18 protein-coding genes and 1 tRNA gene are annotated in these 19613 nt (G+C 71.3%); 13 read left to right on the top strand and 6 right to left on the bottom strand.

The window, feature by feature from the left end; genetic code table 11:
• Positions 1-61: 61 nt before the first annotated feature.
• From CRP55_RS12985 to CRP55_RS12950, 8 genes are all read left to right on the top strand, one after another.
• Positions 62-5428 carry a fibronectin type III domain-containing protein gene (locus CRP55_RS12985; protein ID WP_342751544.1) on the top strand — a complete coding sequence of 1789 codons (5367 nt, stop codon included), beginning with the start codon at positions 62-64 and terminating at the stop codon, positions 5426-5428.
• Positions 5429-5631: 203 nt separating this feature from the next.
• The gene (locus CRP55_RS12980; RefSeq protein WP_097320109.1) at positions 5632-7884 is read left to right on the top strand and encodes a thiamine pyrophosphate-dependent enzyme; all 2253 of its coding nucleotides are present in this window, start codon (positions 5632-5634) and stop codon (positions 7882-7884) included.
• Positions 7885-7983: 99 nt separating this feature from the next.
• Positions 7984-8415, top strand: coding sequence for a DUF3052 domain-containing protein (locus tag CRP55_RS12975; RefSeq protein ID WP_097320108.1), 432 nt, complete (start codon positions 7984-7986; stop codon positions 8413-8415).
• Between the two features lie 63 nt (positions 8416-8478).
• Positions 8479-8934 (top strand): peroxiredoxin, encoded by a 456-nt coding sequence (locus CRP55_RS12970; protein WP_097320107.1) that lies wholly within the window; start codon positions 8479-8481, stop codon positions 8932-8934.
• Between the two features lie 37 nt (positions 8935-8971).
• Positions 8972-9043, top strand: a tRNA-Val gene (locus tag CRP55_RS12965).
• Between the two features lie 451 nt (positions 9044-9494).
• Complete coding sequence (locus CRP55_RS12960) at positions 9495-9776, top strand: hypothetical protein (RefSeq protein WP_097320106.1); 282 nt, start codon at positions 9495-9497, stop codon at positions 9774-9776.
• Between the two features lie 93 nt (positions 9777-9869).
• On the top strand, positions 9870-10178 hold the full coding sequence (locus tag CRP55_RS12955; protein WP_097320105.1) for a hypothetical protein: 309 nt from the start codon (positions 9870-9872) through the stop codon (positions 10176-10178).
• Positions 10179-10197: 19 nt separating this feature from the next.
• Positions 10198-11136: a zinc metalloprotease gene (locus CRP55_RS12950; RefSeq protein ID WP_245922956.1), complete on the top strand. Its 939-nt coding sequence runs from the start codon at positions 10198-10200 to the stop codon at positions 11134-11136.
• A 326-nt stretch (positions 11137-11462) separates the two neighbouring features.
• Here the strand turns inward: CRP55_RS12950 and CRP55_RS52075 are convergent, their stop codons facing one another.
• The 4 genes from CRP55_RS52075 to CRP55_RS12930 are packed head-to-tail and all read right to left on the bottom strand — an operon-like array spanning position 11463 to position 13998.
• Entirely contained in the window at positions 11463-12197 is a 735-nt protein-coding gene (locus CRP55_RS52075) for a hypothetical protein (RefSeq protein WP_143234582.1), read from the bottom strand.
• A gap of 40 nt (positions 12198-12237) precedes the next feature.
• Complete coding sequence (locus tag CRP55_RS12940; RefSeq protein ID WP_097320103.1) at positions 12238-12867, bottom strand: maleylpyruvate isomerase family mycothiol-dependent enzyme; 630 nt, start codon at positions 12865-12867, stop codon at positions 12238-12240.
• Positions 12864-13478 carry a pyridoxamine 5'-phosphate oxidase family protein gene (locus CRP55_RS12935; RefSeq protein WP_097320347.1) on the bottom strand — a complete coding sequence of 205 codons (615 nt, stop codon included), beginning with the start codon at positions 13476-13478 and terminating at the stop codon, positions 12864-12866. The genes CRP55_RS12940 and CRP55_RS12935 overlap by 4 nt, the downstream gene beginning before the upstream one ends.
• A 10-nt stretch (positions 13479-13488) precedes the next feature.
• On the bottom strand, positions 13489-13998 hold the full coding sequence (locus tag CRP55_RS12930; protein ID WP_097320102.1) for a DUF402 domain-containing protein: 510 nt from the start codon (positions 13996-13998) through the stop codon (positions 13489-13491).
• An 83-nt stretch (positions 13999-14081) separates the two neighbouring features.
• Between CRP55_RS12930 and CRP55_RS12925 the strand changes: the two genes are divergently transcribed.
• Both CRP55_RS12925 and CRP55_RS12920 read left to right on the top strand, forming a co-directional pair.
• The gene (locus CRP55_RS12925; RefSeq protein ID WP_097320101.1) at positions 14082-14375 is read left to right on the top strand and encodes a barstar family protein; all 294 of its coding nucleotides are present in this window, start codon (positions 14082-14084) and stop codon (positions 14373-14375) included.
• A gap of 149 nt (positions 14376-14524) precedes the next feature.
• Positions 14525-15367 carry a hypothetical protein gene (locus CRP55_RS12920; RefSeq protein ID WP_097320100.1) on the top strand — a complete coding sequence of 281 codons (843 nt, stop codon included), beginning with the start codon at positions 14525-14527 and terminating at the stop codon, positions 15365-15367.
• On the opposite strand, the gene CRP55_RS12915 is transcribed toward CRP55_RS12920, so the two are convergent.
• A complete protein-coding gene (locus tag CRP55_RS12915; RefSeq protein WP_097320099.1) occupies positions 15330-16145 on the bottom strand; it encodes an NAD(P)/FAD-dependent oxidoreductase in 816 nt (271 codons plus the stop codon). The genes CRP55_RS12920 and CRP55_RS12915 overlap by 38 nt on opposite strands.
• Before the next feature lie 47 nt (positions 16146-16192).
• Between CRP55_RS12915 and CRP55_RS12910 the strand changes: the two genes are divergently transcribed.
• Positions 16193-16783: a helix-turn-helix domain-containing protein gene (locus CRP55_RS12910; RefSeq protein ID WP_097320098.1), complete on the top strand. Its 591-nt coding sequence runs from the start codon at positions 16193-16195 to the stop codon at positions 16781-16783.
• 45 nt (positions 16784-16828) lie between these two features.
• Here the strand turns inward: CRP55_RS12910 and CRP55_RS12905 are convergent, their stop codons facing one another.
• On the bottom strand, positions 16829-17518 hold the full coding sequence (locus CRP55_RS12905; RefSeq protein WP_097320097.1) for a bifunctional DNA primase/polymerase: 690 nt from the start codon (positions 17516-17518) through the stop codon (positions 16829-16831).
• A 241-nt stretch (positions 17519-17759) separates the two neighbouring features.
• Here CRP55_RS12905 and CRP55_RS12900 point away from each other — a divergent pair, with 241 nt between their 5' ends.
• Both CRP55_RS12900 and CRP55_RS12895 read left to right on the top strand, forming a co-directional pair.
• Positions 17760-18992, top strand: coding sequence for a helix-turn-helix domain-containing protein (locus CRP55_RS12900; protein ID WP_097320096.1), 1233 nt, complete (start codon positions 17760-17762; stop codon positions 18990-18992).
• Positions 18993-19062: 70 nt separating this feature from the next.
• Positions 19063-19596 carry a flavoprotein gene (locus tag CRP55_RS12895; protein WP_245922982.1) on the top strand — a complete coding sequence of 178 codons (534 nt, stop codon included), beginning with the start codon at positions 19063-19065 and terminating at the stop codon, positions 19594-19596.
• Positions 19597-19613: the final 17 nt, after the last annotated feature.

The following is a 19613-nucleotide window of genomic DNA, read 5'->3' as shown; positions in this document are numbered from 1 at the left end:
CGGCGATGCATCGGCCCCATAAACCCGTTTCACCCTTATTTACCCCCGAAATAGCTACCTTGTGGTGGTAGCAGTGGCCGGAACCGAGCACGGGGGTGTGAGGGCAGTGCAAGCAGAAGGGCCGCGCCGAAGGCGGCGAAACTCCAGGTGGGCGCTCGCGATCGCGAGCGCGTTGCTGTCGGTGGCGGGGATCGTGACGAATCCCGCGCCGGCCTCGGCGGCTCCGCCGGACCCGGGAGCGGTCACTGCCGCGGCGGGACGCCGGAGCGTCCTCGTGAGCTGGACCGCGTCCAACCCGGGGCCGGTGGGCGGCTACCGGGCGACCGCCAGCCCCGGCGGGGCCTACTGCGACACCACGTCGCAGACCTCCTGCACCATCACCGGGCTCACCGCTCTCACCGCGTACACGGTGACCGTCGTGGCGTGTACGACCGCGCCCGCCACCGATTGTTCGAGCGGGGCCACCTCCTCCTCGGTGACGCCCGGACCGCCGGCCGCGCCGACCGGGGTGACCGCGAACTACCAGGACAGCCCGACCAAGATGCGGGTGTCGTGGACCCCGGGCGACCCCGGCCCCGGCATCGCCTCCTACAAGGTCACGGCCAATACGGCCGACCCCCTGACCGGAACCTGCGCCACGCTGGTGGCGCCGTCCGGCAGCCCGTACTGCGACTTCGAGGGCCTGGTCCCGGACACGTCCTACTCGTTCCGGGTGCAGGCCAACGGCGTGACGACCGCCGCCGGCACCACCGGCAGCTCGCTGGTCAGCGCCGCCTCGACCGCGAAGGTCGCCGGCCCGCCGCACAAGCCGGCCAAGCCCACCGTGGAGCGGCTGAGCGACAGCTCGGTGGCGGTCACGTGGGACAAGCCCAGCGGCGGCCAGGCGATCACCGGTTACTCGGTGGCCGGCACCCCGTCCGGAAGCTGCACGTCGGTGGATCCGGACGACACCACCTGCAACGTCACCGGCCTGACCGGAGCGACGAGCTACACGTTCAAGGTGACGGCGACCGGCGACGCCGGTGGCGCCTCGCCCGCAAGTGACGCCTCGGACGCGATCAAGCCCGCCTTCCCGGGCAAGCCCGAGCCGCCGTCGGTGGAGTTGGGCGACGAGGCCGGCGAGGCCTTCGTCTACTGGGAGGCGCCCGCGGACGGCGGAACCGTCGACCAGTACATCGTCAAGAGCTTCTCGCCGGACGACCAGTCGACACTCGACGTCTGCACTGAGCTCGGGGGGACGTTCGAATGCACGGTCAACTCCCTGGCGAACGGCAAGTCCTACCAGTTCACGGTCACCGCCAAGAACGCGGCCGGTGAGCAGACCTCGGGCCTGAGCACCCCGCCGATCATCTCGGAGCTGCCGGGCCAGCCCTCCACGCCGGTCGCGACGCTCGGCAACGCCAACGGCAAGGTCAAGCTGACCTGGGACGCGCCGTCGGACGGTGGCACGCTCACCAGCTACGCGGTGACGGTCACCCCGGCCGGTGGCGTCAAGGCGGACGACTGCGGCGCCGATCTCGCCACCCCTTCGTGCGAGATCACCGGCCTGGACCCGGCGACCGAGTACACCTTCCAGGTCTCCGCGGTCGGTGACCTGGGCGCGACCGCCTCCGGCGACAGCAACGCGATCACCCCGTCCAAGCCGGGCGTGCCGCGCACCGTGGTCGCGGCCCTCGGCGATGCCGAGAGCAAGGTGAAGGTCACCTGGGACCCGCCGAACACCGGCGGCACGGTCGTGACCTACGACGTGACGGCCACGTCGGACGACGGCCCCGAGAACTTCGGATGTGCCGACGTCGTCGTCGGCACGACCGAGTGCGACATCACCGGCCTGGACCCGGCGACCGAGTACACCTTCACGGTGACCGCGACCAACACCGCCGGCACCTCGACCGGGGCCGACAGCGACCCGATCGTGGCCAGCGCGCCCGGCAAGCCCTCCACGCCGACCGTCACCCTCGTCCGAAGCGGCGAGGTGGACCTGGCCTGGAACCCGCCGACGGGCGGAGGCGCGGTCACGAGCTACACCGTGAACGTCATCCCGGCCACCGGCAACGACGTCGGTGACCTCGACCCGACCTGCGCCGACGACCTCGACACTCCGGTCTGCTCGATCACCGGCCTGGACCCGACGGTCTCGTACACCTTCACGGTGAGCGCGGTCGGCGATCTGGACACGATCACCTCGGAAGCCAGCGACGCGATCATGCCGGCCGCGGTCGGCGTGCCCGCCGACGTCAAGGCCGAGCTGGTCGCCTCGACCCCCGGCCGGATCAAGGTGTCCTGGACGGCGCCAGCCGGTGGCACGCCGATCGACTACAAGGTGCGGGCCACGGCCCTCAACGGTGCCACGGCGCCCAGCAACGACGAGTGTGTCGTCCTGGGCGACGCCGCCGAACTGGCCTGCACCATGCAGGATCTGGACGTGGACAAGCCGTACCGGTTCACTGTCGAGGCCCGCAACGCGCTCGGCACCGGCACCCCGTCCGATGCCACCGCGGCGATCGTGCCGGACAAGCCGACCGAGCCGCGGACGGTCGAGGCCAACCTCGTCGCGGACACGCCGGCCGCGATCGAGGTGACCTGGACGGCCCCGGCCGCCGGCGGCGCGCCGTCGAGCTACGTGGTCACCTCCGCGTCGACCGAGAGCGGCCCCGAGACGTTCGGCTGCCCGAACGTCTCCGTCAACGACCCGAAGTGCCTGATCACGGGCCTGAGCAAGACCAAGCACTACACCTTCACGGTGAGCGCCAAGAACGCGATCGACTCCACGGCCGCGTCCGCCACCGCCGCCATCGTGGCCGACAAGCCGGGCGCACCCACCACCCCGGACGTGGACCTGGACGTCGACGCGGGCGCCGGCAACGCGCTGGTGACCTGGGTCGAGCCGGTCGGCGGGGCCGAGGTCGAGGGCTACAAGGTGACGGCCACGTCGCCGGACGGCGGCGCCCTGCCGGCCGTGTGCGAGGCCGACCCGGGCGAGACCGAATGCCTGGTGCCGAACCTCGACGACGAGAAGCAGTACATCTTCACGGTCACCGCCTGGAACCTCGCCGGCCCCACCGACTCCACGGCGACGGATCCGATCGTGCCCGGTGTGCCGCTCGCGCCCACCGACGTGCGGGTCGGCATCAGCCTCACGCCCGGAACCATCGTGGTCGACTGGGCGCAGCCGCCCGGCTCGGTCGTGAACCAGTGGACGGTCACGCCCGACTCGGCGGACGGCGGCAACGAGCCGGCCGCCTGCCGGATCACGCCGCCTCAGATGCTTCGCTGCGGGTTCGAGAACCTGAGCCTGGACAAGCACTACACGTTCTCCATCAGCGCGGTCAACGACCTGGGCAGCCTCGCTCAGCCGTACGTCACCGACCCTCCTGTCGTCCCGAACCTGCCGAACGCCACCGGGGCGCCGACCGCCGAGATCGTCGCGGTCGACGAGGGCGCGCAGACCGGCACCATCACGGTGAAGTGGCGCCCGGCGCCGCGCGGGGCCACCCCGATCGTGGGCTACACGGTCTCGGCGTACGCCGAGAGTGACCCCGAGTCGCCGTACCGCATGGACACCTGCATCGAGGTTCCGGCCGACGGCCCGCTCACGTGCGACTTCCCCGGCCTGCCGGTCGAGGACACGTACACCTTCGTCGTGACCTCGATCGTCGACGGCGGCGCGACCGCCGACAGCGAGCCGAGCGAGCCGGTCAACCTGCGCGCTCCGGGCCTGCCCGGCCGGCCCACCGTCGAGCTCGGCGGGGCCAACGCCGTCCGGGTCACCTGGACCGAGCCGGAGGACGGCGGGCCGATCATGGGCTACGACGTGAAGTCGAGCCCGATCGTCACCACCCCGCAGAACTGCACCAATGTCGGTGTCAAGAGCCGGACCTGCATCTTCACCGGTCTGATCAGCGGCAACCGGTACAGCTTCAACGTGCGGGCCAATGGCACCGGCGGCCGGTACATCGAGACCGACTACTCGGATCCCATCCTGGTCGGCGTGCCGGACGTCCCGGAGCGGCCGACGGTCGTACCCGGAGCCGACACCAGCCAGGTCACGGTCAGCTGGGCGCGGCCCGGTGAAGGCGCCGGCATCGCCGGCTACACCGTGCAGACGGACGGCTCGGACGTCTGCAACGTGTCGTCCAGCGACACCTCCTGCCCGGTCACCGGTCTCACCGCGACCCGGTCCTACCGGTTCCGGGTGCAGGCCAACGGCGTCGCCGGCGCCGGTGACTCGGCGTTCAGCCCGCTCTCCGAGGCGATCGTGCCGGGTGCGCCCGGCCGTCCGCAGAACGTCGACGTGGTCGGCGGGGACCGGCAGATCGCGGTCTCCTGGTCGGCTCCGCAGTACGCGGCCGACCGGGTCGTCTCCTACCGGGTCGCCACGACTCCGGGCACCGGCACCTGCACCACACTGGCCGCGGTCCGCGAGTGTGTGATCAGCACCGGCGTGGAGAACCTGACCTCGTACCGCGTCACCGTGGTCGCCATCGGATCCACCGGCCTCGAATCGCCGGCCAGCGTCCCGTCGGCGCGGGTGCGGCCCACGGCCGGCGCGCCCGGTGCGCCGACCGACGTCACGGCGGCCAGCCTCAACGCCGGCGCCAAGGTCACGTGGGCCGCCCCGGTCGTGCTGGGCGACGGCATCGCCGGCTACACGGCCACCGCGGTCAACTCGGCCGGCAGCTCCCGCAGCTGCTCGACGACGCTGCTCACCTGCACCATCACCGGTCTGCAGAACGCGCAGTCGTACCGGGTCACCGTGGTGGCCATGGGCCGGGGCGCGAGCGGATATTCGGCGCCCAGCGCGGCCGCGACGGTCGTGCCGAGCGTCCCGCCGGCCGCGCCGACCGGCGTGGGCGTGGTCGTCGGCGCCCGGACCTTCGCGGTCAGCTGGACGGCGTCGGTCAGCGGCAGCGACCTGCTGAAGGACTACACCGCCACGGCCACCGGCGGGGGTACGTCGTACACCTGCACCACGACGGCCACCTCGTGCACGATCTCCGGGCTCAACCCGGGCAGCTCGTACGCGGTGTCGGTGGTGGCCAACGGCCAGCAGGCCGGTGTCGCCTCCGCGGCGGCCACGGCCGCCGGCGGTGAGGTCGTGGCGCTGACCGCGACCGCGCCGTCGCTGCCGAGCACGGTGCCGGTCTCGGCCGGCACGCTGACCAGCTCGGCGGTCTCGCCGCTGCGGGTCGGGCAGACGCTGACGATCAGCGGCACCGGGTTCGCGCCGTACACCGGTGTCACCCTGGGCTATTACCCGAACGCGGTCCGCCTGGGCGGCGTGGTGACCGACGCCAACGGGGCGTTCTCCCAGTCGGTGACCCTCACCGGGGTCTCGACCGGCACCAGCCGCACGATCGTCGCGGCCGGCATGTTCACCGCCGGAACGGTGCGCTACAAGACGCTCACCGTGACCGTCAACCCGTAGGACAGCTCGACGACGGGCCGGAGGGGATCCCCTCCGGCCCGTCTCACGTGTACAGGTCGAGCACGATGAACGCGACCGGGCACAGCGCGGCCAGCAGGACCATCCTCATGATCATCCGGCGAGTACAACACCGGCCGGCCCGGTCCGCGCCGAAATTCGCTCCACGTCTACCTGCGGAGACCTCGCACGTCACGGTTTCCGGCATGGCAGGGCTCGCGCGCCTGCGCGATGCTGGTCGTGTGACCACCCCGCAGAACCTCGACGAGCGTTTCCGCGACGCCGTGTCGGCCCTGCCGCTGCCCGGCGACCGTCGCGCGCCCGGCGATCCCGTCCGCGACGGCTCCACCCTCACCGGCGCCCGCGCGCTCGAGCTGTTCGACGCCCAGCTCGCCAGCCGGCATCTCGACCTCGCGGCCCGCTGGCTGCGCAGCTTCAACGAGGGCTTCTACACCATCGGGTCGTCCGGCCACGAGGGGAACGCGGCGGTCGCGGCCGCGCTCCTGCCGACCGACCCGGCCCTGCTGCACTACCGCTCGGCCGCGTTCTTCAGCGCCCGGGCCAAAAGCCTGGTCGACGCCGCCCGCGACGTGCTGCGCGGGGTCGTCGCCTCGGCCCGCGAGCCGATCGCCGGCGGCCGTCACAAGGTCTTCGGCAGCGCCGAGCTGAACATCATCCCCACCACCTCGACGGTCGCCTCCCACCTGCCGCGGGCCGTCGGCCTGGCGTTCTCCCAGGGCCGTTCCTCGCGCGACGCCATCGTGGCCGCCTCCTTCGGCGACGCCTCGATCAACCACGCGACGGCCACGGCGGCGCTCAACGCCGCCGGCTGGTTCGAACACTCCTCCGTACCCCTGCCGCTGCTTTTGATCTGTGAGGACAACGGCCTGGGCATCAGCGTGCCGTCGCCGGACGGATGGGTCGCCGCGATGCTCGGCTCGCGGCCCGGCCTGCGCTACACCGCGGCCGACGGCTGCGACCTGGCCGGCACGTACGACGCCGCGACCGACGCCGCCGGCTACGTGCGCCGCGAGCGGCGGCCCGCCGTCCTCCACCTGTCCACGGTGCGCCTGATGGGGCACGCCGGCGCCGACGCCGAGGTGGGCTACCGCCCGGCCGAGGAGATCAGGCGCGACCTCGAGCGCGACCCGCTCGTCGCCACCGCCCGCATGCTCGTCACGGCCGGCCTGATGACGCCCGACGAGGCCATCACCCGCTACGACGAGGTGGGCTGGCAGGTCCGCAAGGTCGCCGAGGAGGTGCTCGGCGACCCGAAACTGACCACGGTGGCCGAGATCGTCGCCCCGCTCGCCCCGCGCCGGCCGCTGCGCTCCGCCCACGCGATCACCGAGGCGGCCTCGCGGGCGCTCGGGCCCGGCGCCTCCGCCCGCTCCCGGGTGTTCGGCGGCAAGCTGCCCGAGAACGCGGGGCCGCTCACCCTGGCCCAGACCGTCAACGCCGCCCTCACCGACGCGCTGGCGGCCGATCCCGGCGTTCTGGTGTTCGGGGAGGACGTGGGCCGCAAGGGCGGCGTCTACGGCGTCACCAAGCACCTTCAGGAGCGTTTCGGGGCCGAGCGGGTCTTCGACACCCTGCTCGACGAGACGACGATCCTCGGGCTCGCCCTCGGGGCCGGGCTCGACGGCATGCTGCCCATCCCCGAGATCCAATATCTGGCCTATCTGCACAACGCCGAGGACCAACTGCGCGGCGAGGCGGCCACGATGTCGTTCTTCTCCTCCGGTGCTTATAAAAACCCCATGGTGGTACGGGTGGCAGGCCTGGCCTACCAGCAGGCGTTCGGCGGCCACTTCCACAACGACAACTCGGTCGCCGTACTGCGCGACGTGCCCGGCCTGGTGCTGGCCGTGCCGGCCCGGGCGGCCGACGCCGCCCCGATGCTGCGCTCCTGCCTGGCCTCGGCCGCGGCCGACGGCAGCGTCTGCGTCTTCCTCGAGCCGATCGCGCTCTACCACACCCGCGACCTGCACGAGCAGGGCGACGGCGAGTGGCTGGCGCCGTACGCGGGCCCGCACGCCTGGTCGTCCGAGCACGTGCCGATCGGCCGCGCTCGCACCTATGCGGTCGGCAACGCGGCGGATCTGACCATCATCACGTACGGCAACGGGCTGCGCATGTCGCTGCGGGTCGCCTCCCGGCTCGCCGAGCAGGGCTACGGATCCCGAGTGGTGGACCTGCGCTGGATTTCCCCGCTGCCGGTGAACGACCTGGTGAGGGAAGCCGCCGCGACCGGCCGGGTGCTGATCGTGGACGAGACCCGCCGATCCGGCGGCGTCGGCGAGGGAGTCCTCGCGGCCCTGGTGGACGGCGGTTTCGTAGGCTCAGCACGCCGGATCGCGTCGGCGGATTCGCTGATTCCGCTGGGTCCGGCCGCACAACAGGTGCTGGTGGGGGAGGATGCCATCACACAGGGTGCCCACACCCTGCTGGCACGGTAAATTGCCTCACACTCGGTGCGCCACTTGCGCCCGGGCGCGCAAGTGTGTGGACTACCCCCAAGTTCACGCACCGATTTCTTGGCTAGGAGGACTTAGACAGTGAGCGCGACCGCTGGTCAGGCCGACGGCGTACGCAGCCTGGCGGACCGGTTCGGCTTCGAGCCGAACATGGTGGTCATGGAGATGGGCTACGACGACGATGTCGACGAGGACCTCCGTGACGCCCTGACCGAACGCGTCGGCGATTTGGTCGACGAGGACACCGACGAGGTCGTCGATGCGGTGCTGTTGTGGTACCGCGACGGCGACGGAGACCTCTTCGAACTGCTTACCGACGCCCTGGGCCCACTCGCCGACAACGGCGTGGTGTGGCTGCTGACCCCCAAAGCCGGCCGTGACGGCCATGTCGAGCCGAGCGAGGTCAGCGAGTCCGCCCCCACGGCGGGCCTGCAGCAGACCTCGACGGTCAACGCCGGCAAGGACTGGACCGGGGCTCGCCTGGTCTCACCCAGGGGTGCGAAGAAGAAGTAGCTCACTGCCCCTTCCCGAGCCGACCGGCGTCCCCAGGACGCCGGTCCAGCTAGGGTTGTGCACATGCCACTTCCCGTCGGCGCCGAGGCGCCCGACTTCACCCTGAAGGACCAGAACAATCAGGTGGTACGCCTGCGTGACTTCCGCGGTCGCAAGGCGGTCCTGCTGGTGTTCTACCCCTTCACCTTCACCGGCACCTGCCGGGGCGAGCTGACCGCCGTCCGGGACAACCTGGACGCCTTCCAGAACGAGACGGTCCAGGTCCTGGCCGTCAGCGTCGACTCGGTCTACAGCCACAAGGTCTGGGCCGTCCAGGAGCGCTTCGACTTCCCCCTCCTGGCCGACTTCTGGCCGCACGGCGAGGTGGCCCGCTCCTACCAGGTCTTCAACGACGAGGGCGGCATGGCCAACCGCGGCACGTTCCTCATCGACCCGTCCGGCGTCATCCAGTTCTCCGAGATGATCGGCCCAGGCGAGTCCCGCGACGTGAAAGCATGGCTGGCCGCACTCGATCGCTGATTCCGGCCCAGGTACGATGGCGGCTCCGGTGCACACCGGGCGCGTAGCTCAGTGGGAGAGCACTCGCCTTACAAGCGAGGGGTCGTAGGTTCGAAACCTACCGCGCCCACGAGTCGGGGGATCCCCCTGTCCGCGGAACGCGCGGACCACCCCGACCCGTCATATCTGCTCCGGGGCCGAGCCCCGGAGACCCCACGTTCCGTTCGGCTGCGGCTGAGTGGAGGGTGGGGCTGGGCCGGGTGTAGGGCCGAGTCCCGCGTTCCGTTCGGCTGCGGCTGGGTGGATGGTGGGGCTGGGCGCAGGCCTGCGTCCCCCCGTTCCCTCCGGCTGTGGCTGGGCGGACGGCGAGGTGGGTTGCGCCCGCGGAACCTCACGTTCCGTTCGGGGCCTGGATCCCCGGTTTTCCTCCCCTTTGGTGCCGATCTTGCGCGCGGATGGCGTGCTGGTCAGTTGCGGTCGGAATTGGGGGATTTGTGCACGCTCGGCATGGGCTTGGGCTTGAAGGGGAGCGGCGGTATTCGGTGATTCTGCCGGTCCGAAGGTGGCTTCTTGTTGAGAAGGTGCTGGACGACTACGAGAGCGTCGAAGGGGACCTTCTCGTCGATCGCAGTGCGGCGCACGCGGTTCGGGAGAGCGTGTACGGGGATGACCTGCGGCCCCTGCCGGACGATCGGGTGGCCACCGTCGAGTTGTCGGGGGCCGAGTGTCAGCTCGTGGCCGACTCGCTGGCCCACCGGGCGGCGGCGGCCGACACCGAGAGCCACGATCACGGCATCGGCGTGAGCGGGTCGGAGATCTGGGATCTGCTGCGGGTGCTGGACGCCCAGCTCACCCGTCGGTGACGGCTTGTCGGATCACGGACCGTAAGGGTCTTGGAACTACCGCGAGCTGCCAGTCTGGCGTTCGCACCAACCACCCCTAGTGCGGGCGGTCACATGTCTGATCTTTCTCCGGATCTTTTTCAGCGCTGGTACCACTCCTTCGAGGAGGATACCGACGACGAGGCCGTCTACCGGCCCGCGGATTTCCCGTTCCCGCCGCGGCGGGCCCCACGGGAGAGCCTCGAGTTCCGGCCCGGCGGCGGCTACATCGAGTACGGCCCGGGGCCGGCCGACCGGTCGGCGCCGAGCCGGGGGAGCTGGGAGGCGGAGCAGGCGGACGCGGTTCGGGTGCGCGCCGGCGCGGGGACGCGCCTGCTGCACATCACGGCGCACGACGGGCAGGTGCTGAAGATCCGCAAGTGACCGACAGGAGATGAGTTCCGTGGACTCCGACGAGATCATCGAAGCTCCCGCACGACGCCGCTGCGCTACCGAGGACGTCCACCGACGGCTGCTGAACGAGAGCATCAGTTACCGCGTGGCCCGCACCGACATCGAAAACCTGGCCTTCGCCTACGCGAGCGGGGAGAAACGCGACGACCGCACCGAGGTCGTGAACATCCCGGTCGTGGTGCACGTCGTCTACAACACCGAGGAGCAGAACGTCTCCAGGGAGCAGATCGACAGCCAGATCGCCGTCCTCAACGAGGACTACCGGGCGCTGAACCCGGACGTGAAAGATGTGCCCCCGATCTGGCAGGGCCTGGTCGCCGACCTGAAGATCGAGTTCCGCCTGGCCACGGTGGACCCGCAGGGCAACCCGACCGACGGCGTGACGCGGCGGCAGACGACCCGCACCTCGTTCGGCGGCAACGACACGGTGAAGTTCGCCGCGACCGGCGGCACCGACGCCTGGCCGAGCGACCGGTACCTCAACATGTGGGTCTGCCAGCTGAGCGCCGGCCTGCTCGGATACGCCCAGTTCCCGGGCGGCCCGGCCGAGACCGACGGCGTCGTGATCACCCACACCGGTTTCGGCAAGACCGGCACGGCCAGGGCGCCGTTCGAGCTGGGCCGCACCGCCACCCACGAGATCGGCCATTGGCTCAACCTGTTCCACATCGGCGGCGACGACGGCACCGGCTGCGGCGGCACCGACCTGGTGGCCGACACCCCCAACCAGTCCGACCAGAACGTGGGCCGCCCCAAGTTCCCCCGCATCACCTGCGGCAACGGCCCCAACGGCGACATGTTCATGAACTACATGGACTACGTGGACGACGCCGCCATGTTCATGTTCACCAAGGGCCAGCTCGAACGCATAGACGCCTGCCTGGCCGGCCCCCGCCAGAGCCTGAAGGGCATCCCACCCTCCCCGTGACGCCCGCCCGGGCCCACGACACCACCTCCGGCCCGATGGCCACGAGTTCGACGGCTCGGGGCCGAGGGCGGAGTGGCCGGTAGAGCGGCGGGCGGGGCTGCCCGCCGCGTCCCCGCGGTGGCTCCCGGCCGACGCGAGCGTGTGACGGCTCGCGGCGGCGGGGTGAAGGTGGGCGGTGGAATGGCTGGCAGCGCTGGCCGCCCCCGGTTAAGGACCCCGGCCGCCTAGGTCGACCGGCTGCCGCTCTCGGCACGGCCGTCGCGTTCGACACCGGCTGCCGCGAAGGGGAGGGCCGGGCGCAACGGCGCGCCCGGCCCGCGGCCCCGTCACATGGCGGCCTCCCCGGTGGACGCGTCAGCGCCCGGCGCGGTTGAGATGGGGGTGGTGCGGCTCGGCGGCGCGCTTGCGACAGAGGTGGGATCGTCGGCGTGTGGGCCCGCGGTGGTGTGGCTGGGTGGCGCGCTCGCCGCTGGGGTGGAGACGCCGCTTTCTGTGCTCATGGTGGGGCTGCTGGGTGGCGTGCTTGCTGCGGGAGCGGGGGCGCCGGCTTGGGTGGTCGGGATGGTGGTGGAGTCGCTGGATGGCGTGGGCGGCGTGGTGGGGGAGTGCCAGCGGGCGCCTGGGGCCAGCTCGCCCAGGTATTCCAGGCGGGCTCGGATGCCTCCGTTGCTGCGGCCGAATTCTTTCATCAAGTCTCGGGGGCGGGCGCCCTCGCGGTAGCGGGTCAGCAGGCGGTCGTCGTCGTCCGGGGTCCAGCGGGCGCCCTGGTTCGGGTGGCGGCGGTCGGGGGGTGGGGCGTCGCGGGCCGGTGCGGACGGCTGTGTCATGGCCAGCAGGCCGGCCAACGTGGACGTGAGCACGTCGGTCAGGCCGGGCAGGTCGGCGGGGGCTATGCCGGCGCTGACCTCGCTCACCACGTTGCCGTCGGTGTCGCTGCTGACTATGCACAGGTCGAAGCGGTCGTTCTCGGCCGGGAACGACGTGACCTGGTATTCGGTGTCGCCCAGGGTGAGGCGGCGGTCGAGGATGATCGGGGCGGCTCGGAACGCGGTGTCATTCATGGGGCGGAAGGTAGACCCACCCCCTGACAGTTTCGGGTGATCACTCCAGGCGGGACGCCAGGAGCCGTACCCCCGGACCCTCCAGCTCTCCCACGACGGCCCGGCGGCCGGTCATCGCCATCATCAGCGCCTCGGCCGGCGCGGTCACCAGGGGGCCCGATCCGAAGCTCCAGTCCAGGTCGGACGAGGCGAAGCTCAGGCCGGCCAGCCACGCCTTCTTTGTGAAGCCGACCGGGCGGCCTGTGGTCAGGAAGTCCAGGGCGATCCGCAGCGAGTCGAGCGGCAGCCGGTGGGGCAGGCCCAGCGGCCGCCGGATGTCCTGTCCGTGCACCAGCAGGTCGGTGAGCTGGCCGGGATAGCCGACCACGGGTGGCTTGAAGTCGTTGTCGGCGTTGCGGCGCAGGCCGTCGGCGATCTCCTCGACCGGTAGCCGGCCCAGTGACTGGGCCAGCAGCGCGTTGGCCCGGTGGAGCCGGAAACCCGAGCGCATCATCGCCGACAGTGTCGCGCCGCGCGGTGCCTCCACCGCCGCCAGCAGGTGGGCCGCCACCTCGCGGACGGTCCAGTCGCCGCAGAGGCTGCGCACCGCCAGCTGCGAGGGCGTCAGCGACTCGAGCAGGTCGGCCGTCCGGCGCCTCTCCTGTGCGATGGCCGCGTTGATGGACGTCATTGGTAGAGCTTCGCCGCGTACGAAGATCCGTAGTACTCCTCCAGGGCCTCCATCGACGCCTGCGGCTGCTCGATCGTCTTGGCGATCACCGGGCGGGACGGCGCGACCGACGGCGACCACGAGGCCGGCTCCCACAGCGCGGAGCGCAGGAACGCCTTGGAGCAGTGGTAGAAGACCTCTTCGATCTCGACGAGCAGGGCCAGCTCCGGCCGATGCCCGTGCACCGTCATGCGGTCGAAGAGGTCGTCGTCGCGTACGAGGGAAGCCTGCCCGTTGATCCTCAAGGTGTCGCCCCGGCCGGGGATCATGAAGATGAGGCCGACGTGCGGGTTGTCGATGATGTTGTGGAAGCCGTCGGCGCGCCGGTTGCCGCTCCGCTCGGGGATCGCGATCGTCGTCGGGCCGAGCACGACCGCGAAACCGGGCGGATCGCCCTTGGGGGAGACGTCCATGTTGCCGTCGTCGTCCGATGTGGCCACCAGGCAGAACGGTGACGCCGCGAGCCAGTCGCGGTCGAGGTCGTGCAGCGCCGGCCGCACCTTGGCCGCCACCCGGGGGATCGGCGTTCCGATGATGTCGCGAAGCTCGTCGTGCGTCGTGATCCGCTGCATGCCGACCACTCTAGGTAGGCGCCCCAAGCCATTTGCGATAGTGCGCGGCGAACGGCTCCCGGTCGAGCTCCAGGGCCTCGTGCAGCGACGCCGCGCCGGCCAGCGCCCCGGCCACGATCTCGGGCGGATAGCCCATCTCGCGGCGGTGCTGCTCGAACTCGTCCTCGTCCTCCACCTCGACCCGCTTGCCCTGGCGGTAGCGGACCAGGTCGATGTCGAGGTCGATCACGGTGATCTCGGCCGGTCCGGTCCAGCGGGCCGGCGTGATGATGTCGCAGTAGAGCTCGCGCCTGTCCGGCGCGGCCAGGAACATCGCCATCCACCAGCCCTCGGCCGGGATCAGCCGGACGGCGTCGACCCTGGTCACGCCGGTCGGGCGGCGGCCGTAGTGATAGGTGACGACGGTGCCCCGCGGCGTGGACAGCCACGTGCCGAACTCGTCCTCGCCGAGCAGCCGCGCGGTCACCTGCCGGTGCGGTCGCCCGTCGAACTTGCGCAGCACCAGATCGACCGCATCCACCCGGCGAGGCTACATCGATCACCATCGGGGGACATGCCCGGCCGCCCCGCTCCGGCCCGCCGCCGTGATTCGTTTCAAGGGCCGTGAAGGTCGTCATCGACGGCAGGTTCGTCCTCGACGAGGCGGACCTGCAGGCGCGCCTGGCCGGGGCGTTCGGATACGGGCCCTTCTACAAGCGTGATCTGGCCGCCCTGCGTGACTGCCTCGCCGCCGGCGATCCGCGCCCGCTCGAGCTGACCTGGATCCACGCCGACGCCATCCGCCTGGCCCTGGGCGTCACCGTCTTCCGGTCCTACCTGGCCGTCTTCGAGGCGATCGAGATCGCCGACGAGCGCCGGCACTGGGACCAGCGCTTCATTTTCCGCGTGTGGGAGTAACCGACTCGCACCCGGGCGCCTTCTCATGCCGCGCCCCCCGCCACCGATTGCTGAGGGTGCCGGCGGGGAGAACCCACCGGCGGGCGGGCCCCGACCGGTTTCCCCCTGGCGATCGGGCCCGCCCGGAGAACACGAGCGAAGGAGCGTCGATGGACCGCGAGCTGTACGTCGGCATCGACGCCACCAAGATCGTCGTCAGCGCCCGCCCGATCAAGGTCCGCACGGGCCGGGTCAGCCGCCACCGCGCCGGATCGGTGACCGAGATGCTGCCGGTGGCGCCGAGCGGCGCGACCCGCGAGGAGCGCACCGCCTTCGCCTGCCGCCTGAGCCTGCCGCTGGCCTTCCTGACCGCCCTGGCCGCCGCGGCCGGCGCGCCGTGGTGGCTGCCGGCCGTCGCCTCCGTCGTGACCGTCGCCGCCGTCTGGCGCCGTCAGGCCCGCGCCGCCGCCGAGACCGACTTCGAGCTGCCCCGCGACCCGCAGGCCCGGGTGCTGCTGGCCGCCGAGGAGCGGGCCGTCCTGCAGCGCGCCGTCCGGGTCGCGCGCCGTGTGCGCCGCGCCTGGCCGGCCCTCCCGGGCATGGTCGACGAGGCCGCCGACCACTCGCTGACCAGCGCCCTCGACGACCTGGCGACCCTTCTCGTACGCCGCCAGGAGCTCCGCCGCCTGCGGTCCGGGCTCGCGGCCGTGCCCGGCCGGGACGTCCCCGAGGGCAGCCCGGCCCTGTCCGCCTTGTCCGAGCAGCGTGACCAGGCCGAGCGGCTGTGGCGCGAGGCCGGCCGGGAGGTCAACCGGATCCTGCGCAGCCTCGACCGGACCGCGCTGGCCCAGGAGTCGCTGCTGCGCGAGCGGCACATCGGTGAGACGGCCCGGCACGCCGAGCTGGCGCTGGCCGGCCTCGCCCCGGCCGCCACGGTCAATCACTCGGAGCTGGCCGACCGCACGGACGCCGTGATCACGGCGTATCGAGAGCTGGAAGCAGGTCGAAATTGATCATCGCGCCCGCGGTCAGCCCGGCCGCGGCCGAGGTGATCACCTGAGCCATGGGGTCGGCCACGTTGCCCGCCACCCAGACTCCGGGGACCTCGGTGCGCCCGGACGGGTCGATCGCCGGGAGGTAGGTGCCGATGCCCATCGGGTGCTCCACCGGCTTCAGCCCGATGTCGTCCAAGAATCCCGCTCGCGCCTCCATCCGGGTGGTCACGACCAGGTAATCGCGGACCACGAAACTGCCGTCCTTCAGCCGTACGCCCCCGTCCTCCACCGCGGCCACGTCGTCCACCGCCAGCGGAATGACGTCGCTGCTCCACTGCTGCCACAGGCGTACCTTCTCCGCGTCGCCGAACACGCCGATGGCCTTGCCCCGCACTTCGTAGCCGTGGCAGTAGGGGCAGTGCAGCACCATCGAGCCCCAGCGCTCGGCCAGGCCCGGAATGTCCGGCAGCCGGTCCGCCAGTCCCGTGGTGACCAGCAGCCGTTTCGCCCGGAAGGTCGCGCCGCCCGAGACGAGAACCTCGAAGCCGGGCCGCGCCGAGACCACCGACCCGTCGATCACCTCGCCGCCGTACCTGAGCACCTCGGCGCGGCCCGCCGCGTGGAATTCCGCCGGGGTCATCCCGTCGCGGGTGAGGAAGTTGTGGATGCCGTCGGCCGGCGCGTTCCGCGGCTCGCCCGAGTCGATCACCAGCACCGAGCGCAACGCCCGTCCCAAGGCCACCGCGCCGCTCAGGCCGGCCGGTCCGCCCCCGATAACAATCACGTCGTAGGTCATGCGCCGATGGTGGCCCGGCCGTGCCGAAATGCGGAAACATATTTGCCATGACGGCAAACAACGACGACGTCCTGAGGGAGGTCGGCCCCCGGCTGCGGCAGCTGCGCAAGAAGGCCGGGACCACGCTCACCGCGCTCTCCGAGACCACCGGCATCTCGGTCAGCACCCTGTCCCGCCTCGAGTCGGGTCAGCGCAAGGCCACCCTCGAACTGCTGCTGCCGCTGGCCCGGGCCTACCGAGTGCCCCTGGACGAGCTGGTCGGCGCCCCGCCCACCGGCGACCCTCGCGTCTACGCGCGGCCGATCAGCGCGTTCGGCCAGACGATCGTCCCGCTGTCGCGGCAGCCGGGCGGCCCGCAGGCGTTCAAGCACCTCATCCCGGCCGGGGCCCGGCAGGAGCCGGAGCCCAAGACCCACGAGGGGTACGAGTGGCTGTACATCCTCAGCGGACGCCTGCGCCTGATCCTCGGCGAGCACGACCTGGTGCTCCCGCCGGGTGAGGCGGCCGAGTTCGACACCCGGGTGCCGCACTGGTTCGGCAGCGCCGACGGGCAGGCCGTCGAGTTCCTGACGATCTTCGACCGGCAGGGTGCCCGGATCCACGTTCGTGCCAAATCGAGAAAGCACCCCCACGAGTGACTTCTCCCGCCCTCGTCACGGGACTAGGGTGGTTAGCCATCATGTCTATGTGCTGCGACGGGTGGTCGACAGTTGTCTGGGGACCGTGACGTGCCGCTCCGGGAGCGTGCCGAGCGCGTCCACCAGCAGGCTCTGCACGACCTCGGCGTCGGGCAGCCACCACTGTGCCTGCTCCGGGGGCACGGCCCAGCGCACCGGGCCCTCGATCATCCGGGTCGGCGCGGCCGGCACCCACGAGCCGGCCCCGTGCCGCACCACGTCCAGCCGATGGTCCAGTTCGGGCCGCAGCGGCACACCGGCCCGCACGAGGAACATCCACCGCCCGGCCGCCGTCACCGCGACCGGGCCGCGGGCGTCGGCCCGCTGAACTCCCAGCACACCGGTGTGCAGCCGGGCCGTGCCCAGCACCCGCAGCCCGAGCGCCGCCGGCACCTCCAGCACGTCGAAAAGCCGCCCGGTCGCCAGCAGCACGCTGTACGGCCGATGCCGCCACCACGACTGCACCTGTGCGGGGTCGGCGCTCGCGCTGTCCTCCCACGACTCCAGCGCGGGATGGCAGGCCATGATCGGGCATCCGGGGCGTCCACAGGTGAACCGGTGCCCGACGAGGCGGGCGCCGGGTGTCACCGCCCAGCCGTGCTCGGCGTACCGCGAAGCGGCCCGCCTTAGACGTCCCCGATCGACGAGATCGAGCAATGCCGGTGGTACGAACGGCCGACTGATGGTCCACTGCATGGCTCGATAACCCCCGATCTGGGTGGGCCGGTGCCATATCAGCTCCGTGTGCCGTATCCAAGCGCGACACGCATCGTTGTTTCCGGCAGATCCACCCTTTGCAAGTTGCAACGAAAACTACGAGCATCGGTGAGCAGGCGATCACACACGCTGTGCGACGTGAGCGCACGTGGGTGGTCCACACTGCAGATGACACAAGGGCTCGCCGGCGGGGGTCGCCGGGTGAGCCGGGGGAGGCACCGTGGACGAGCTGCCGATCGGCCGCCGCGTCGCCTATTGGCGCGGCCGGCGCAAGATGTCCCAACAGGTCTTCGCTGACCGGTTGGGCAAGTCCAAGAGCTGGGTCGACAAGGTGGAACGAGGCGTCCGCCGGCTCGACAAGTTCTCCGTCGTCTACGAGATCGCCGACGTCCTGCAGGTGGACGTCCAGCTGCTGCTGGGCAAGGACGTGGAACGGCGCCCGGAGACCCAGAACTGCATCGACCAGGTCGAGGTGGAGGAGATCCGCGCCGCCCTGGAGCGCTACGACCAGATGAGCGCGTTCTTCCAGGCGGTGCCACACTCGCCGCCGCTGGTCGAGATGCGCAAGGCGGTGAGCCACGCCTGGCTGACCTATCAGCACGCGAAGTACGGCGTCCTGGCGAGGATGCTGCCCAAGCTGCTGCGCGACGCCCAGGCCGCGGACAGCGCCTACGCCACCGGCACGGAGGCCAAGGACGCCGCCCACCTGCTCGGGCAGGTCTACCAGATCGCCTCGTCGGCGTTGCGCAAGGTGGGCGAGCATGAGCTCTCCTGGCTGGCCGCCGACCGTTCGATCGCGGTGTCCCAGCGGGCCGGCGATCAGCTCCTGGCCGGGCTGGCGTCCTACCGTGTGGGCAGCGCGCTGCTGGCGCTCGGCCGGGTCCGCCCGGCGCTCGAGGTCAACGTCAACATCGCGAACCGGCTCGCGCCGAGCTTCGATCGACCCCAAGGCCAGGGCGAGAGGCTTTCGGTGTACGGGATGTTGCTGCTCAACGGGGCGATGGCGGCCGCGCGGATCGGCGACAGCGCGACCGTGCGCGACCTGCTCTGCGGCGCCGACCAGGCGTCGAAGGAGCTGGGCGGCGACTTCAACCACTACTGGACGAGCTTCGGCCCGACCAACGTGCAGCTGCACCGCTGCGCCACGGCGGTCGAGCTGGGCGACGGCCGCACCGCGGTGGAGGCGCACGAGAAGCTCGACATCGTCGGCTTCAACGCCATGCTGCCGGAGCGGCGGGCGCACCACTTCCTGGACATCGCGCGCGGCTACACGCAGATCGGCAACATCGACAAGGCCAGCGAGATGCTCCTCGAGGGCGACCGGCTCGCCCCGTCGGAGATCCGTTGCCGTCCGCTCGCCCACGAGGTCCTTTCCGACGTGCTCCGCCGGACGCGGGGCACGCCACCGGCTCCGATCGCGGAGCTGGCCGAGCAGATGGGAGTCGGCGTATGAGGGCGGTCCGCAGGTGACGATCGGCAACCCCGCACCCGGCGTGCTGTACGTCCTGGTCTGTGGTTCTCCCATGGCGCGTGACGTCGGCATTCTGGTCACCCTGGCCCAGCAGGAAGGCTGGGAGGTCTGCGTGATCACCACGCCCGACGGCCGCAAGTTCGTCGACGTGGAAGCGCTCCAGGCTCAGACCGGCCACCCCGTACGCACTCACTACAAGAGCCCCGGCGACCCGGACGTGCTGCCCGCCGCGGACGCGATGATCGTCGCGCCCGCGACGGTCAACACCGTCAACAAGTGGGCCGTCGGCATCACTGACACCCTCGTCCTCGGCCTGCTCGTCGAGGGCTACGGCTACGGCGTGCCGACGGCCGTCGTCCCGTACACCAATAAGGTCATGGCCCTTCATCCCTCCCTGCACGAGAGCCTGGCGAAACTCCGTGACTGGGGAGTGCACGTGCTGTACGGCGAGGACGTGTGCCGGCTCGGCGGGCCCGGCCAGACCGATCGTTACCGTGGGCAGTTCCCGTGGCGGCGGGCGCTGCAGGCGGTCAGCAACCCGGTGTCGATGAGCAGCCGCTCGGTCGAGCCGGGTGCGGTGGGTTAGCACCCGAAGCCCGATAG

It is taken from the genome of Paractinoplanes atraurantiacus, from assembly GCF_900215205.1.
GTDB classification, from domain to species: Bacteria; Actinomycetota; Actinomycetes; order Mycobacteriales; family Micromonosporaceae; genus Actinoplanes; species Actinoplanes atraurantiacus.
The sequence above is the reverse complement of the archived record's forward strand: the minus strand, read 5'-3'. Positions and strand labels throughout refer to the sequence as shown.